We start from the raw sequence: 16,093 nt of genomic DNA on the forward strand, positions 1-16,093 counted from the left end.
AAGAGGCCAGCTTGCGCGTTGGCGATTTTAGGCTGTCTGAGCTAAACGAATTATCTTATTTAGCTGTTTTTCAAAAGCGAGTTCCTAAAATTTAGGTGCTGACAAAAAAATATTCTGAATGAATCATTTCGCAAGAAAGGCCAACGCTACGGCTGGCTCCTCCAGCCAAAGGTACACTGTACCTTTGGTTCTCGGCCCTGGTTCGTTTTTTATTCATGGCTTGTCTATTGTTTTTTAAAGGAATTCATGAATGCTCCGCATTTCATCAATGGAAAAAATGAACAGAATTAGTATTTAGGACAGAACTGGTCAGGAATCATTATTCCTCTAGGAGGTAATATCCTCCTTGTATAAGAATTTGGTCGCTATCTTTTACCCCTCCTTTATCGACAACTTCGGTATAGCCATTGTAATTTTTTCCAACGATTATTTTTTCTATGGCAAAGGAATAGGATTCCTTGGTTTCGGAACTCAGACGGAATACATATTGGTTGTTTTCCCTGTTAACTATAGCATCGTTGGGTAGGGCGCTAACACTGTCAGAATCGGTTATAATGCTAGCTTCTACAAACATGCCCAAGGAGAAATTATGGTCTTGTTGATCTGTCAAATGCCCATGGACTTTTACCGTACGGGTTTTGGTATCTATTGCAGTGCCCACTAAATGTACTTTGGCCTCGAAAATATCCGTGGTGGCTTCGGGAATCCTAAATTGTATTTTTTGATCTTTTTTAATGTTCATAATATCCTTTTCATACACGGACAGTTCTAAGTGAATATGGTCTGTATTCACAATTTCCATAATTTTATCGGCCGGGGAAACATGCATTCCCGTGCTGATATAAATATTGGTTATACTACCGTTCATGGGGGCAAAAATGGAAACTTGGGAGTTTAATATACCCTCTTCCACTTTTTTGGGATCTATATGAAGCATTTGCAATCTCTTGCGCAATCCGTTATAAACGGCTAGATTAATTTTGTAGTTGCTCTCGGCTTTTAAAAAGCTTTTTTCCGAACTTATTTTCTCGGAAAAAAGGATTTTTTGTCGTTCAAATTCAGATTTAAGGTAATGGAGTTGCTCGGCAGCTTCTAAATATTGTTGTTGCATTTCTATAAACTCAGGGCTTTCTAAGGTAACCAAGAGTTGTCCCTGCTTTACTGTATCGCCAATAAGTAGGGGAGTATCTTTTATATACCCTCCAGAAAAAGCACTGACGACTGCTTTGTTTTGGGGTGGTACATCAATGGTACCCGAGACTTCAATAGTGGTAGGGATGTTTTGTGAACTAAAAGCTCCCAAGGACATTTTTCCTTCTTTAAATTGCTCTTTGGAAATAGTTACCACGGTGTCACCGCTTAGGGGAGCAGAATTGTTTTCTAGGGTTTCTTTGTTGTTTTTTGCATCACCACAGCTGGTTAAATTTAGAAATAGGAGTGAGGCTATAAAAAGGAATACGATATGTTTCATGGATGTGTTTTTAAATAGATAAATAATTGATAGCAATAACGGTCAGGTTATAGGCTTTAAGGCTTTCTAAATAGGAAAGGGTAATACCATAAGCGTTTTCTACACTTTGGATATACTGGAAAAAGTCTATTTCCCCATTTTTAAAACTTAAAGTGGCAGTTTTTAATATTTCTTCCCCCAGGACTAAACCTTCGGATTCATAGTATCTAAGGTTTTCTTCATGTTGCCTTAGTTTTGCCATAAGAATGCGCTGTTTTGTCTGTAAATGTATGCGGTAGTCTTGTGCTTCGGCAATGGTTGTTTTTTCTGCTATTTTGGAAGCCTTTATTTTGGCGGCGTTTCCGTTAAAGAACAACGGGATTTTCACCCCCACCTGAAATCCATATAAATGATCGCCTAATGAAGGATTGGTCCCCTGAAAATAATTGAAACTTAGGTCGGGGAGCAGCTGTTGGCTTTCCAAGCCTTTTTTTGCTTGGTACAAATTTTTCTTGTGCTCATAATACTCCAGTCCTAGGTTCTCATCGGTACTGCTTTGAACGACCACAAGTTTTTCTAATGGGACAGTCTTTACTGAAAAAAGCCTGTCCGCCTGAACGGTTTTTTGCAAATTTAGAAAAGCGATTTCGGCATCTTCCTTTACTGTTTTGTATTGAGAGTGAAGTTCTTTTTGTTTTGCTTGTGCGGTTATTTTTTCCAAATAATTGCTTTCTCCCAATTCAAATTTACGTTGGGCCGATCGGGAAAAATTAGTATACAAATCGTTTAATTCCTTTAAGGTATTTTCTTTTTGTCTAGCATATTGTAATTCCTGATAATTGGCTGCTATTTGTTGCTCTAGAAGCTGTCTTTTTAAACGATAATTACTGTTTTCTAATTGATAGGCAGCTTTATTAACCCGTTTTTCTGCAAAATAAACAGAAGGAAAAAGGAAGTCTTGCTGTATCCCAAAAATCCGTAGTGGCTCATTGTTATAGGCAATATTATTTTGGTCGTATTGATAATAGACTTCCGTTTTATCAAAGCTAAAGGCAGTGCCAATGAATGCTTTGGATTCGTCTGCCCTTAAATGAGCCGCTTTTAGTTCGGCATTATTGGCCAAAGCCATGCTGCGAATTTCTTCATAGCTCAAGGCTTTTTCCTGTCCAAACGAAAGTCCGGAAATTAGAATAAGCACTACGGTAGCCCCTATTTTTTTACTTTTTATTTTCGTTGTCCACCTACTTTTTAAGTCGTCCTTTTCAAATATGGCATATAGAATAGGCAGTACTACTAGTGTCAAAATAGTGGCCGAGATAAGACCCCCAACGACCACGGTCGCCAATGGTCTTTGCACTTCTGCCCCCACATTGGTAGAGATGGCCATTGGTAAAAAACCAAGAGCTGCGGCAGAGGCCGTTAATAAGACTGCTCGTAAGCGGTCTTTAGATCCTTGTACGATCAATTCATTAATATTTTTCATTCCAGGTTGCTTTAATTCCTTAAAATGTTCTATTAAAACAATTCCGTTAAGGACGGCAATACCAAATAGGGCAATAAAACCAACACCAGCGGAGATACTAAAGGGCATATCCCTGACCCATAGAAGTAAGATACCACCAACGGCAGAAAGCGGAATGGCAGAATATATGATTAAAGCCTCCTTTACCGATTTAAAGGCAAAATACAAGAGGATAAAAATAAGCGCCAGTGCTATGGGTACTGCAATTTTTAATCGGTCTTTGGCACTTTGCAAATTTTTAAACTGCCCCCCGTAACTAATGCTATACCCCGCGGGCAAGTGTAAGTTTTTATCGAGAATGGACTGCACATCATCAACGACCGATTGTAGGTCCCTATTTCGAACATTAACCCCAACGACGGTCCTTCGCTTGGTATCGTCCCTAGAAATTTTTGCCGCCCCTGTAGTATAGGTGATTTCTGCAAGTTCGCTCAATGGTATTTTTCCGCCACTAGGAAGGTCTACATAGAGGTTCTTTAAATTTGAGATGTCTTTTCTACTATCTTGGTCTAACCTAAGGGTCAGGTCAAAACGTTTTTCGCCTTCAAAGACACTGCCTAAATTAGTGCCAGAAAAGCCCATGGCAATAATTTTGTTCAAGTCGTCAATATTCAAACCGTATCGGGCGATTTTAGCTCTTAAAAACTTGACGTTCATTTGGGGCAGGCCGGCAATTTTTTCGACACTTATATCGGCGGCACCATCAACATTTTCGATCAATTTTCTTACCTCGTTCGCCTTGGCGTTAAGAATGCCTAAATCTTCTCCGAAAATTTTGATGGCAATATCGGCCCGGACTCCCGTAATTAATTCATTAAAGCGCATTTCTATAGGTTGGGTAAATTCTACTTCTACCCCCGGTAGTACAGAAAGCGCCTCTTTAAACTTATCGGCCAATTCGTCCTTGGTTTCTGCAGATACCCATTCCTTTTTAGATTTTAAGGTAATAATAACATCGCTTTCTTCCATAGACATGGGGTCTGTAGGCACCTCGGCAGCCCCAATTCTTGTAACGACCTGTTTTACTTCTGGGAAGTTTTTTAAAAGTATTTTTTCGATCTTAGTGGTGATGTCGATGGTGGCACTGAGTGAAGTTCCGGTTTTGAGTACTGGTTGTATCACAAAATCACCTTCATCTAAAGTAGGAACAAATTCACCGCCCATGGTGGTAAAAAGATAGATAGATCCGGCCAACAGAAACATTGCGATACCCAATACTAATTTCTTGCTTTTTAATGCCCAACGAATAATCGGGTCGTAGCTGTTATTTAAAAAAGTCATCAGGCGAACCGAAATATTTTTTGAGGATAATTCCGTTGGCTTAATAAAGGTTGCAGCCATGGCAGGGACATAGGTAAAGCATAATATCATGGCTCCTATTAAAGCAAAGCTAAAGGTAAGGGCCATGGGTTTAAACATTTTACCCTCTACGCCGCTCAAGGATAGGATAGGAATAAATACGATAAGGATGATCAGCTGTCCAAAAATGGCCGAATTCATCATTTTAGAGGCCCCTTTAAAGGTGATCTGATTTTTAAGGGATTGTCTGTCCGCCCTGCTAAGGGATTTTAATTCCTTACTTTTGGCAGTGATTTGGAAGGCAATATACTCTACAATGATTACTGCCCCGTCTATGATGATTCCAAAGTCTATAGCTCCTAAGCTCATTAAATTGGCATCTACCCCAAAAAGGTACATTAGGGATAAGGCAAATAACAAACACAAGGGTATTACGGAAGCCACTACCAATCCGGAGCGCCAATTCCCCAATAATAAAACCACTACAAAAATAACGATCAAGCAGCCTAAAATTAGATTTTCGGCTATGGTAAAAGTGGTTTTTCCTATCAGTTCGCTCCGTTCTAAAAAGGCGTTGATAAATACACCTTCGGGCAGGGATTTAGAAATTTCTTCGACCCGCTCATGAACGGCATCGATAACCTTTTTAGAATCGGCATCTTTTAGCATCATTACTTGGCCCAATACCTTTTCACCCTCGCCATTCCCCGTAATAGCGCCAAAACGAGTGGCACTTCCAAAGCCTACGGAGGCAATATCTTTGATGTATATAGGAATACCATCGACGGTTTTCACTACAATATTTTTAATGTCTTCTAGGGAACCGATGAGGCCTTCGCCACGAATAAAATAGGCCTGATTTATTTTTTCGATATAGCCGCCACCAGAAACACCATTGTTTTTTTCTAGGGCCGTAAAAATATCGGCCGTACCAATATTCATAGCCATTAACTTCTCGGTCTTTATGGCTACCTCATATTGTTTTAAATAGCCGCCCCAGGTATTTACCTCTACCACCCCTGGGATTCCAGAGAGTTGTCGTTTTACGATCCAGTCCTGTATGGTTCGCAGCTCCATGACGGAATACTGGTCTTTGTAGCCCGGTTTGGTGTCTAATATATATTGGTAGATTTCCCCTAAGCCAGTAGTTATAGGACCCATTTCCGGGGTGCCAAAACCATTGGGGATTTTTTCTGAAGCCGATTTTATTTTTTCGGCAATCAATTGACGAGGCAGATAGGTCCCCATCTTGTCTTCAAAAACGATGGTGACTACCGAAAGTCCAAATTTAGAAATAGACCGAATTTCTACCACCCCAGGCAAGTTGGCCATTTCCAATTCGACCGGGTAAGTGATGAATTGTTCCATATCCTGGGTAGAAAGATTCTGGGAGGTGGTGATGACCTGAACCTGATTGTTAGTGACATCGGGAACCGCACCAATAGGAATATGGGATAGCGCAAATATGCCGTACCCAGCAATTAAAAGAGTACCTAAAAAAACAATTAATTTGTTCTTTATACTAAATTGTATAATAGAAGATAACATAATTCTTAATTAAAATGTGAAACAAGTCCTGCCTATAGTAAACTATAGGTGTAGAAAATATGTACGATTAAAATTATGCTTGTTTGGGAGGCTGAAAAATATCGGATTCCGATATTTGGGAATAGGTGTTTTTATAAAAAAAATAGGAAGTGGTATCCGTTATCGGAAGGGATTTTGGAAGGAGTACATCGTAGGAATGTAATACAAATGCATTGGCTGTATAGCATGTATTTTGTTGGTTAAATGGAAGTTTTTCATGCTCCTTTTGTTCCTCTCTGTTTTCTAAATGGTGTTGCTGCTTCAGATCGCCGTAATGTTTGGAAATAAAAACCAACAGGCTATCACCATATTTTTCTTGGTGAAATTTGGCGTGTTTCAAAAAATCGTCCAATTGTGCCAAGTCCACTAGATTCAAGCTAAAGCTTTGAACCATAATGAAAAGGGCTAGTGCTATGGAAAATAGTTTCTTCATTTCGTGGCGAAATATACGAATTTAATAGAGTATAAATTAGTACATAGCATAGAATAATCGCCATTAAGCTAAAATAAATCTATTGTATATTGCAGCTTAAATCCTAAAACCCAACCATATGGTTCCAAACGCTTTTATGAGATTATTGTTGTTATTTTTGCTATCCAATACTTTTATCATAAGTATTTCTGCCCAAAACACCCCTGATAAAACCACGGATCCTCCCAATATTTTATTTATTCTGTCAGACGACCATACTTCACAAGCATGGGGCATCTATGGAGGTATTTTAGAGGACTATGTTGTTAACGACAACATTGAGCGATTAGCACAAGAGGGGACTGTTCTTAACAATGTGTTTTGCACCAATTCTATCTGTACCCCCAGTAGGGCGAGCATCCTTACCGGGCAATACAGCCATAAAAACGAGGTATATACCTTAAACGAGCCACTACCTCGCAATCATCCTAATCTGGCGCGTACGCTTTCCCAAAACGGCTATGAAACCGCAGTCATAGGAAAATGGCATCTGGTGGGCCAGCCAGAAGGGTTCGATTATTTTAATGTCCTCCCGGGCCAGGGAAGGTACTGGAATCCTATTCTTAAGGAAAAAGAAAATTGGACCGATGGCCATGATGGGAGCAAAGGGAAGGTCCACCCAGGGTTTTCTACCGATGTTATAACCGACTTAACCATTGCCCACCTGGAAAAAAGAGACAAGGAAAAACCCTTTTTGATGTTCTGTAATTTTAAAGCTACCCACGAACCTTTTGATTACCCCGATAGGTTTAAGGAGCTTTATAAAAATATAGAAATTCCCGAACCGGCCTCTTTGATGGATTTTGGTCCAGAAACCACAGGGCGTACCTTTAAGGGACAGGTGTTGGAGAATTTGGCCGATCGCTGGGAAACGGCTACCAAGGATAGTACCTACTGGACAAATTACCCTGGACTTCCCTATGATTTGGAAGGCTTGGACCCCATACAAAAACGCAAAAAAATCTATCAGAAACTGGTGAAGGATTTTATGCGTTCCGGCGCAGCCATTGACGATAATATAGGGAAGCTTTTAGATTATTTGGAGCGAGAAGGACTAGCCGAAAACACCGTGGTGGTATACGTGGCAGACCAAGGTTACTTTTTGGGCGAACATGGATTCTTTGATAAAAGACTTATTTACGAAGAATCGTTGCGGATGCCTTTTGTTATCCGATATCCCAAGGAAATTAAAGCGGGGAGGCGTTTGGACGATCTAATTTTAAATATTGATTTTGCCGCATTATTGGCCGATTATGCAGGCTTGGAAAAGCCAGATTATATGCAAGGGCGCAGCTTTCGGGAAAATTTAAAAGGGGAAACTCCCGCAGATTGGCGCAATAGTATCTATTATAGGTATTGGTTGCATCACCCCGATAGGCCTGCGCATTTTGGAATCCGCAATAAGCGCTATAAATTGGCCCTGTTCTATGGCCAGGGACTGCAGAAAAAAGGCAGTTCCCAAGAAGTAACATCGCCTACATGGGAGTTTTATGATTTAGAGAAAGACCCTAAGGAAATACATAATGCTATAAATGACAAAGCTTATAAGGAGCAGATAGCAGACATGAAAAAAGAGCTTATTAAGCTCCGTGAAAAGTATGGGGATAAGGACCAAGAATTCCCAGAAATGCACAAGTTATTAGCAAAGGAATTTAAATAAAAGGAGTACCAAGAATTTGCTAATATCAAGGCCCGGGGCAATTTTAATGAACGGTGGTTATCGGTGACCATAAGTACTTTTTAAAGCCCCCCGAGCCTTGATATTTATAGCATTGCTATTAGCAGTTCTAAAACGGATTACAATTGAAAGACCTTTTCCATTGGAATCCATTTTTCACCTTTTTTGGCCCATGGCAAGGCTTGTTGAAAGGTCCACATAAGATCTTCCCACTCTTGTACCTTGGGGTTGTTGGCGTCCATGGCTGCTTTCTTTTCGGCATCAAAGGTTTCATCGACCTCCATGATCATAAACATGCGGTTTTCTACCAAGTAAATTTGGAGATCTACAATTCCGGAAACTTTAATACTTTTTATCACTTCGGGCCAAACATTTCCGGCCGAATGGTATTCTTTGTACTCTGCAATGAGTTCGGGATTATTCTTTAAATCCAAGGCAAAACAATGTCTGGTCGTTTTCATATGTAAATATTTATGGTGTTTTTAACGGTCATACTTCGGCTGCACGCAGTACAAGCATGTAAATGGCATAACTTCATTCGTCTTTGCGAGAGGTTTTCGTTCATGCTCATGTTATATTATTAATAGTACAAGCAATACCTTTAGGCGATTTAAATAGGATTTTTTTAAGGGTGATATATACTTTTCTCGAGGTATAAGCTTATTATAGATTATAAAAAGAAACAGCATTTTTTCCCATTATTTCCGCTTGTTCGTGGGGGCTGAGATTACTGATAAAATTAGTTACCACCGCTTTTGTCTTTTCGTAGTTTCCGGCGACTAGGCATACGGGCCAATCCGAACCAAATAGAAGTCTGTTGCTGCCAAAAGCATTAAGAACCAATTCCATATAGGGGGTAATCTGTTCGGCTGTCCATTGCTTATAATCGGCTTCCGTGGTCATGCCAGAAAGCTTACAGTACACATTTTCATGTTTACCGATTTCCTGCATCAACAAGGCCCAACCATCATAAAAGCCATCTTTTATATAAGGTTTGGCAATGTGGTCGATAACAAATTTTTGATTGGGGAATTTTTTGACGAATTCTAGCACCGCTCCCAATTGGTGCGGAAAAACAAGAATATCATAGGTGGCCCGATATTTTTCTAATAGGGAAATTCCTTTTAAAAAATTGGGACGCAATATAAAATTAGGATCGGCTTCGCCCTGAACTATATGTCGATAGCCTTTGAGTTTTGGATGTTTTGCATATTTAGAAAGATCGTCTTCTATTTCAGCATTTCTTAAGTCTACCCAACCTACGACTCCCTTAATAAAATCGTTTTCTTGGGCCAGGTCCAATAAAAAATCGGTTTCCTCCAAAGTTTGATCGGCTTGTACGGCCACACAGCCATCGATGCCATTGGCGCTATACACATTTTTGAGTTCGGCGGGTAAAAAATCTTTCCGGATAACAGACATGTTATCATCTATCCAAGTATGTTTTACGGCCTGGTACTTCCAAAAATGTTGGTGTGAATCTATTGTCATTATGGTTCAAATGTTTTTATATGGCCTTGTGCTAATTTCGTTAGGCGATTTTGCTTCTTTTATAGAAAACCACCAGCTTCCTCGCAAACAATGCAATCTATTAACGTATAAAAGTATAAATTTATAAGGAATATATAGCTTTCATTAGCTAGGTTGAACTTTTATTGTATATTTTGTTAATTCGTTTCCTGCCTATACGTTGTGAAGGGATCTATAATAAAAAAACACCTTTATATATAAATAATATAGAATTGGGTACTGGGGAAACATGGCAAGGGAGTAGGCCAGGGCCAAATTCCTAGAGGTAGGATACCTTCTAAATCCTATCGCATTGTGTAGCAATTGGCTAGTGTATAACCATAACAATAAATAATGCCAATATTTTAAAAAAAAAAAATCTACTCACTGAGCATTAGTAAACAAATAATATTCAATGGCCTACCTTAAAAAATCTACACTTTTTCTGTTTCTAGGAGTGTTATCCCTTGGTGTTGTTGGTAATTATATGGTACAACTGTATGTGGAAAAACGGCTAGGCGAGTTTCTAGATATAAACACACCGCCACATATGGAAATACAGTACCAAGAAATGGAGGTGAACCTTCTTCAAGGGAAGTTGCGCTTAGGTGACATTTCGGTAGCTGTTTTTAGCCGCGATTCCTTGGGCCTTAAACCTTCCAAAGAATTAACAATAGCGTCATTCCAGCTAAACGGTTTTAATCTATGGGAATACTACTATAAAAATACCGTATACATAAAAGAAGTGCTTGTCGATAAACCAGAACTACGCTCGTATTCCAGTGCTGATCTGCCTAAAAATAAATCCCATTCCGATAGTAATAATGTATCCTCTCCATCTATATCCATAGATAATTTTAATATTAAAGACGGCAGTTTTATTGAAATGGAAAGGGAGTCGGGTACGGTGCTTACCGATATAGAAAACTTCGATCTTGCCTTAATGAAGGTACAAACCGACGCCGCTATCTTAAGGAATAAAATACCAATTCGGTATGGGGAAGTGGGTTTGGAGGTCCATAAAATATATGCCCATATAGGAAACTATGAAGAACTTCGGCTAGAAAGGATTTCTTTGAAGGATAAGGAGTTGGTCTTTAGTGATATGAATATTAGATCAAAATACTCTAAACAACAACTTTCTAGAAAGCTGATCACAGAACGAGATTATATAGACTTAAAAATTCCACAAATAGCCTTACAAGAATTTGCGTTAGAGGAGCTGGAGGGGAGTATTTGGATTAAAAGTGTTAAGGGCGAAATTAAAGGGGCACAACTCGCGCTATTTAGGGATAAATTAGTGAACGACGATCTGGAAAAAAAACCTATGTACAGTAAGATGTTGAGGGAGTTGCCTTTTAAAATCGATGTTTCAGAACTTCTCATTATAGATGGCCATATAGAATATGAAGAATTAGTGAATGCCAATGTTAAGGCGGGGAGACTCTTTTTTGATGCGGTAGATGCTACTGTCAATAATCTTTCGAATACTTATGAGCCAGGAGAGAAAACCACAATAGTGGCCAAGGCTAATTTTATGGGCGCTGGAAAGGTGAATTTAGACTGGGATTTTGATGTGAATAATAAGAATGACGCTTTTATTGCTAGTGGGGCTTTCCAAAATTTTGAGGTAGAAGGGATCAATAGCTTTTTAGAAAACAACCTAAGGGTACAGGCAAAAGGGATGGCCTCGGAAATTTATTTTACAATCAGTGGAAATAATACTAGGGCCAGGTCGGATATGAAAATGAAATACAAGAATTTTGAGTTTGTAGTATTAAAAAAAGACGGACAGGGTATTAATAAATTAATTACCGCCTTAGGAAATCTCCTATTAAAAAAAGGATCAAAATCAAATAGTGACGGATACCGTTATGGCGCTGCACAAACAGAACGTGAGGAAACAAAATCCTTTTTCAATTACGTATGGATCAACCTGCGCGATGCCTTGGTAACTACCATCACGGGAAACGGGAAGAAAGATAGAAAATAGCCAAGTGTACATTGTTGTGAGGCTTCAGAAGCATACTGATTTATGATCGTCATCAGTTAGATGAAGCTACATTAGACCAATACATTTTCATATTCGGAATCGGCACAGAAAATAGCCGATATACGGGACTGGTTTACAATTTTTACCATGGTTTCAATGGGCATTCCGGGTTGAATGCAAAAGACATTGATATCTGAATTTTTTTCCATGTTCACATTGTCCATTAAATCGCCATGTTTAATATCAATGGTGGTTTTTTTGGGAAATCGTACCATAGTGCGTAAATCTTCAATATCGTTTGGGCTTAGGGTCAATTTTGGATTGTTGTTTAGGATATGGACTTCGATAAGCCCTTTCCAATTGCGGCAGATCAGCAGGGAAATAAGGGTCGATAAATTATTGTTGCCCACACTAAAGGTTTCCTTCCAATCTACCGGAATATTGGTCATCCATAGATTAATGGTTTTCTCTATTGCCAAACTTGCCGAAGAAAATGGGATGTAAATGATAGCGCCAAAACTATTTTTTTTGGCATCTAACAAAAGCCGATCATAATAGCTGTAATCGGTACTCAGGGAGTCGACACTTACAAAAACGATATTAGGCTTAAAGAAGGCCGCATTTAAAGATTGCATGCTTACATTAATGGTCGTATTAAAATCGGTATTGTCAATGACCGTATAGGAAGCCGATAATTCATTTTCCTTAAACTTTTTAATGGCATTGTTGAGAAAGCTTTCTATATTTTTTTGTTCTTCTTCATTTTCATTCCTAAGGGATAATACTTTTATGGACCCTTTCGGATAAATAATGGATTGGATGAGTTTATAAGAACTTCTTAATTCCCTTGGTGCTGTCACTGGAATAAGTAAATCTGGGCGCCAAGACCTTACTTCTCGCTGTGGTCTTAGCGCATTGGTTTTTTTGGTGGCCCATTCTGCCAATGCGGTAAACAAACCACTTCTAGAGTCCCCTGCGGCCGATTTAATATTCATTTTTACCAAGTACAGATAAAAAAGCAGAATAAAGATCAATGAAAACAAGGCTACAATAACATTTAAAATGAACATAATAGCAATAGAACCAAAGGCCCCGATAGCGGGGACAATAAGGGGGATTTTTAGCGTAGGCCTATAACTGGGAAGTCCCAAGGTCTGTTCTACCAAGGCTACTACATTTACCATGGCATAGGTAATCATAAAAAACATGGTAAGCAAGGGAGCTATGGTGTTCAGATTTCGCAAGGAGATACCAAACAATACTATGACGGCCGTTACTAACATGGCATTTACGGGCTCTCCTTTTTTTGAAAGTTTGGCTAGTTTCTGACTCTTGGGAAGGATGTTTTTTTCTCCCAAGGCCAATAGAATCCGGGGGGCACCAACAAAAGACCCCAATGCCGAAGATAAGGTAGCTCCCAATAGTCCTGCCAAAACAATGGGGCCAAACAAGGCTTTGTCTATAAAAACATTGTAATTTTTAGCGAGTTCATCGGGACTGGCAATAACGGCCGCAACAAATATAAGGCTGATGTAAATAATAGTGGTCAGAAGCACTGAGCTTAAGGTGCCCAATGGGATGCTTTTTCTAGGGTTCGTCAGGTCGCCAGACATATTGGCCCCGGCCATGACTCCGGTGACAGCAGGAAAAAAAACGGCAAATACGATCCAAAAAGAGGAGCCTCCAAAATCGTTTTCAATAGATCCGGGATAATTTCCGGTCCATTCAAAATTAAAATCGAGCTCATTCACAAAAAGAGAACCGTATATGGAGACAAGGGACAATACGATGATCCCTAAGATCACATATTGAATTTTAAAGGCAAAACTAGTACTGATAAAGGCAATAGCCATTACCAACCCAAAAACACAGAGGTCTAAAAGGACAGGATTTACATTGGGGATTAGGATTTGCAACCCCTCCCGAAAACCAAAAATATACATGGCAACGGCTATAGCCTGGGCAAAATAAAAGGGTATCCCTATGGCGCCCCCAATTTCCAATCCCAAAGACTGGGAGATAAGACTAAAGGCGCCTCCGCTTCCAATTCGTACGTTGGTGGTAATAGATGATAAGCTTAAGGCAGTGGTCAAGGTAATGGCTACCGCCAGCAGTACTATACCTATAGCCCCTAACACACCGGCGTTGCCCACAACCCAAGGTTGCCTTATATACATAATTACCCCAAGAATGGTCAAGGTGGTAGGGGTAAATACGCCCGCAAAAGTGCCAAATGTTTTTTTGTTCATTTTCCGCTGAGTTAAAAATATAAATGCATCAATAAGCGATACCAAGTAGACATCTTTCGCCCTATACTACTAAAATTAAGGAAATTTATACGGTATCGCAGAAAAGGAAAGTGTTTGTTGTTCTTGCAAATTGGTGGTAAACTCCTCATTTGTAAGGCTTTCTAAAAGGGGCTAATAGCGGTAGTGGTAAGGTAAGTGGTTTTAATTAGCCTTTTCATACGCTTCCTTTAACCATTGCAAAAGCTCCTTGTCTACTTCTTCTTGTTGGGATATTTTAACCCTATGGGTGCACATGGCTCCAAAGGGGCCAGAGTCCTCGAGCCGGGCCGTAACTGCTTTTCCGACTAATTTGAGTCCTAAATCTATCCTAGTTTTTGTAGCCGGTTTTATCAGGGCAAATTGCTTTTTTCTAATAAGGCTAACACTGCTCTTTTTTGGGGTAACCGTAACATCATCGCCAAAGGATTTAACGGTGGCCAATATTTTTTTATAGATAGGAATCAGGGACTCCTTACCTTGGTACTGCTTGGTCACCAAATCTTGGGGGGTATGGTTGTTATCGTTGGAAAGTAGTACAATGGTATTGGCAAAACCATGGGTTACCCCATATTCTGTTTTTAAGAACTCAAGGGCTTCCGTATGCTTGGAAAATGATTTTTTGCTCAATAGTTCTTTCCATTCAGGCAAGGATTTGCCTGTTTTTGCCAACATATTTTCAATCATGGTAAATAGGGCCTTGTCCATAATACAATAGTTTAAAATTATTGGTACTATATAGGCATAGCTAAGGTTCAGCTATGTAATTCCTGCCGATATGCCTAGAATTGAGTCTTTTAAAGTTACATATTTTTTTAAAATTCTATCTGTTAATCCCTATAATTTTGATAGCTATGGATTACAGTAAATTCAAATCGACTAAGTAAGAACTGAATGTGGTGGTTAAGGGGAGTGGGTTTTATATGTATATAAATAACAGAAATACTAATTAGGGCGTTCCCTCCTGCGTCGGGCGGGCCCTTCGCTATATCCCTTGCTACGCGGCGGGGATGCCGCCGCGGTCCCTAACGCAAAATAGCGCAAATCAGTAACCGTCTAGGGAGGGATTGATAATGTCAGCATGCATGAGGTAGCGCTGTGTATTCAGAAATACACCCAATCGACTACCCCTAAGGAGCCTTCAAAAGAAAACGGAATATTATTAAAGATTTAAACCAGATTGCTTTATATCGATTAAAGACAGCATTTAAACCTACTAATAGGTACTGATAAATTGTTTTTATAGTGTCCTTCTTTTAAAACTACAGAATAAAAAGTCTTGTTTTGTATTAAAGGGAGTAGTGTGCTCCTCCGTAATACAATGTTGTTTTTCAAAGTTGTTTTTAAATATTTCGGTTAAACTGTCCGCGCTGTATTGGGAAATATCCAGACCACTGCATTTTGTAGGGCCGTTTAAGGAGAAGGTCCCAATGATCAGATATCCGCTCACCGATTTTTCAGCAATGTTTTTATAGGCCAATAGCTGTTCCGGAGTAGTTAAAAAGTGAAAAGCGGCCCTGTCATGCCAAAGATCAAAAGGGGTGTCGGGTTGGTATTCGGTAATATCGCTGACCACCCAGTGGATTTTTCTAGATTTTTCTCCTAGGCGGATTTGAGCTTTTTCCAAGGCCTTGGCAGATATGTCCAAAACCGTAATATTCTCATATCCCTGATCCAATAAAAAATCGACCAATTTGCTGTCACCCCCGCCTACATCTATAATCTTAGCCGTTTTGGGCAAGTTAAAAGAATTGATGAAGTTAAGGGAGGTTTCTGGAACTTGCTGAGTCCAACTCACCTGCTCGGGATTTTTGGTTTCATATACGGTTTCCCAATGTTTTTTCCTTGCTGTTGTCATTACGAAGTTTTTAATTAATGAGGAGTATGTTCTTCTTTAAGTGTAGCACCCTAAACTTATAAAGGTATCGGGTCTAAAAGCTCCTGTCTTCTTTTCTTGGCAGCTTTTATTCTTTTGAATATTTAAATTTTTATGATATTATTACAAAAGCCTAACCCATAATCCTTTATAAATGCCCGTATAATAGGCAATTCCTCGAGCAATGTACAGCAAAAAAAAGAATTGGTAACCAACATTTTCATTTTAAGGAACTGTTTTAACTGAAATTAGCGATGCGTATTTAGGAATTTGTACGGGCCAATAATAGGATATTTTTAAGATTGGGGCCAATGTTTTAAGGGAAAAGGAAAAATAGAAAGCTTGTTTTTATTCCGCTTGGAAGACCTTATTTTTGAATTTTATCGGAAAAGATGGTGGTGTTCAAAGTATTGAAAAACCAC

Annotated in this window: 11 protein-coding genes; 2 read left to right on the forward strand and 9 right to left on the reverse strand. The window is 39.3% G+C overall.

The genetic code is table 11. The annotated features are described in order from the left end of the window. Positions 1-91: 91 nt before the first annotated feature. From BUA16_RS19080 to BUA16_RS12360, 4 genes are all read right to left on the reverse strand, one after another. Entirely contained in the window at positions 92-217 is a 126-nt protein-coding gene (locus tag BUA16_RS19080; RefSeq protein ID WP_262482962.1) for a hypothetical protein, read from the reverse strand. Positions 218-319: 102 nt separating this feature from the next. Then, positions 320-1,471 (reverse strand): efflux RND transporter periplasmic adaptor subunit, encoded by a 1,152-nt coding sequence (locus tag BUA16_RS12350; protein ID WP_072765064.1) that lies wholly within the window; start codon positions 1,469-1,471, stop codon positions 320-322. A gap of 10 nt (positions 1,472-1,481) precedes the next feature. Continuing rightward, positions 1,482-5,819, reverse strand: a complete 4,338-nt coding sequence (locus BUA16_RS12355; RefSeq protein ID WP_072765065.1) for a CusA/CzcA family heavy metal efflux RND transporter — start codon at positions 5,817-5,819, stop codon at positions 1,482-1,484. 73 nt (positions 5,820-5,892) lie between these two features. After that, positions 5,893-6,291, reverse strand: a complete 399-nt coding sequence (locus BUA16_RS12360) for a hypothetical protein (protein WP_072765066.1) — start codon at positions 6,289-6,291, stop codon at positions 5,893-5,895. A 118-nt stretch (positions 6,292-6,409) separates the two neighbouring features. Here BUA16_RS12360 and BUA16_RS12365 point away from each other — a divergent pair, with 118 nt between their 5' ends. Then, positions 6,410-7,990: a sulfatase family protein gene (locus tag BUA16_RS12365; RefSeq protein ID WP_245795558.1), complete on the forward strand. Its 1,581-nt coding sequence runs from the start codon at positions 6,410-6,412 to the stop codon at positions 7,988-7,990. Between the two features lie 137 nt (positions 7,991-8,127). Here BUA16_RS12365 and BUA16_RS12370 read toward each other — a convergent pair whose 3' ends face one another. Together BUA16_RS12370 and BUA16_RS12375 are read right to left on the reverse strand one after the other, a co-directional pair. Further along, positions 8,128-8,469, reverse strand: a complete 342-nt coding sequence (locus tag BUA16_RS12370; RefSeq protein ID WP_072765067.1) for an L-rhamnose mutarotase — start codon at positions 8,467-8,469, stop codon at positions 8,128-8,130. Positions 8,470-8,671: 202 nt separating this feature from the next. After that, a complete protein-coding gene (locus BUA16_RS12375; RefSeq protein ID WP_072765068.1) occupies positions 8,672-9,499 on the reverse strand; it encodes an amidohydrolase family protein in 828 nt (275 codons plus the stop codon). Between the two features lie 433 nt (positions 9,500-9,932). Between BUA16_RS12375 and BUA16_RS12380 the strand changes: the two genes are divergently transcribed. Continuing rightward, positions 9,933-11,510, forward strand: a complete 1,578-nt coding sequence (locus tag BUA16_RS12380) for a hypothetical protein (protein ID WP_072765069.1) — start codon at positions 9,933-9,935, stop codon at positions 11,508-11,510. Positions 11,511-11,581: 71 nt separating this feature from the next. Here BUA16_RS12380 and BUA16_RS12385 read toward each other — a convergent pair whose 3' ends face one another. From BUA16_RS12385 to BUA16_RS12395, 3 genes are all read right to left on the reverse strand, one after another. Further along, positions 11,582-13,759, reverse strand: a complete 2,178-nt coding sequence (locus BUA16_RS12385; RefSeq protein WP_072765070.1) for an amino acid permease — start codon at positions 13,757-13,759, stop codon at positions 11,582-11,584. A 201-nt stretch (positions 13,760-13,960) separates the two neighbouring features. After that, entirely contained in the window at positions 13,961-14,503 is a 543-nt protein-coding gene (locus BUA16_RS12390; RefSeq protein ID WP_072765071.1) for a DUF5655 domain-containing protein, read from the reverse strand. A 532-nt stretch (positions 14,504-15,035) separates the two neighbouring features. After that, the gene (locus tag BUA16_RS12395) at positions 15,036-15,653 is read right to left on the reverse strand and encodes a class I SAM-dependent methyltransferase (RefSeq protein ID WP_072765072.1); all 618 of its coding nucleotides are present in this window, start codon (positions 15,651-15,653) and stop codon (positions 15,036-15,038) included. Between the last annotated feature and the right edge of the window lie 440 nt (positions 15,654-16,093).

It is taken from the genome of Arenibacter nanhaiticus (genome assembly GCF_900141935.1).
Taxonomy (GTDB): domain Bacteria; phylum Bacteroidota; class Bacteroidia; order Flavobacteriales; family Flavobacteriaceae; genus Arenibacter; species Arenibacter nanhaiticus.

What these genes read in the sequence shown, in the direction of transcription:
- BUA16_RS12355 (WP_072765065.1), bottom strand. Translation starts at nt 5,819, where the DNA reads ATGTTATCTTCTATTATACAATTTAGTATAAAGAACAAATTAATTGTT.
- BUA16_RS12385 (WP_072765070.1), bottom strand. Translation starts at nt 13,759, where the DNA reads ATGAACAAAAAAACATTTGGCACTTTTGCGGGCGTATTTACCCCTACC.
- BUA16_RS12380 (WP_072765069.1), top strand. Translation starts at nt 9,933, where the DNA reads ATGGCCTACCTTAAAAAATCTACACTTTTTCTGTTTCTAGGAGTGTTA.
- BUA16_RS12395 (WP_072765072.1), bottom strand. Translation starts at nt 15,653, where the DNA reads ATGACAACAGCAAGGAAAAAACATTGGGAAACCGTATATGAAACCAAA.
- BUA16_RS12365 (WP_245795558.1), top strand. Translation starts at nt 6,410, where the DNA reads ATGGTTCCAAACGCTTTTATGAGATTATTGTTGTTATTTTTGCTATCC.
- BUA16_RS12390 (WP_072765071.1), bottom strand. Translation starts at nt 14,503, where the DNA reads ATGGACAAGGCCCTATTTACCATGATTGAAAATATGTTGGCAAAAACA.
- BUA16_RS12370 (WP_072765067.1), bottom strand. Translation starts at nt 8,469, where the DNA reads ATGAAAACGACCAGACATTGTTTTGCCTTGGATTTAAAGAATAATCCC.
- BUA16_RS19080 (WP_262482962.1), bottom strand. Translation starts at nt 217, where the DNA reads ATGAATAAAAAACGAACCAGGGCCGAGAACCAAAGGTACAGTGTACCT.
- BUA16_RS12360 (WP_072765066.1), bottom strand. Translation starts at nt 6,291, where the DNA reads ATGAAGAAACTATTTTCCATAGCACTAGCCCTTTTCATTATGGTTCAA.
- BUA16_RS12350 (WP_072765064.1), bottom strand. Translation starts at nt 1,471, where the DNA reads ATGAAACATATCGTATTCCTTTTTATAGCCTCACTCCTATTTCTAAAT.
- BUA16_RS12375 (WP_072765068.1), bottom strand. Translation starts at nt 9,499, where the DNA reads ATGACAATAGATTCACACCAACATTTTTGGAAGTACCAGGCCGTAAAA.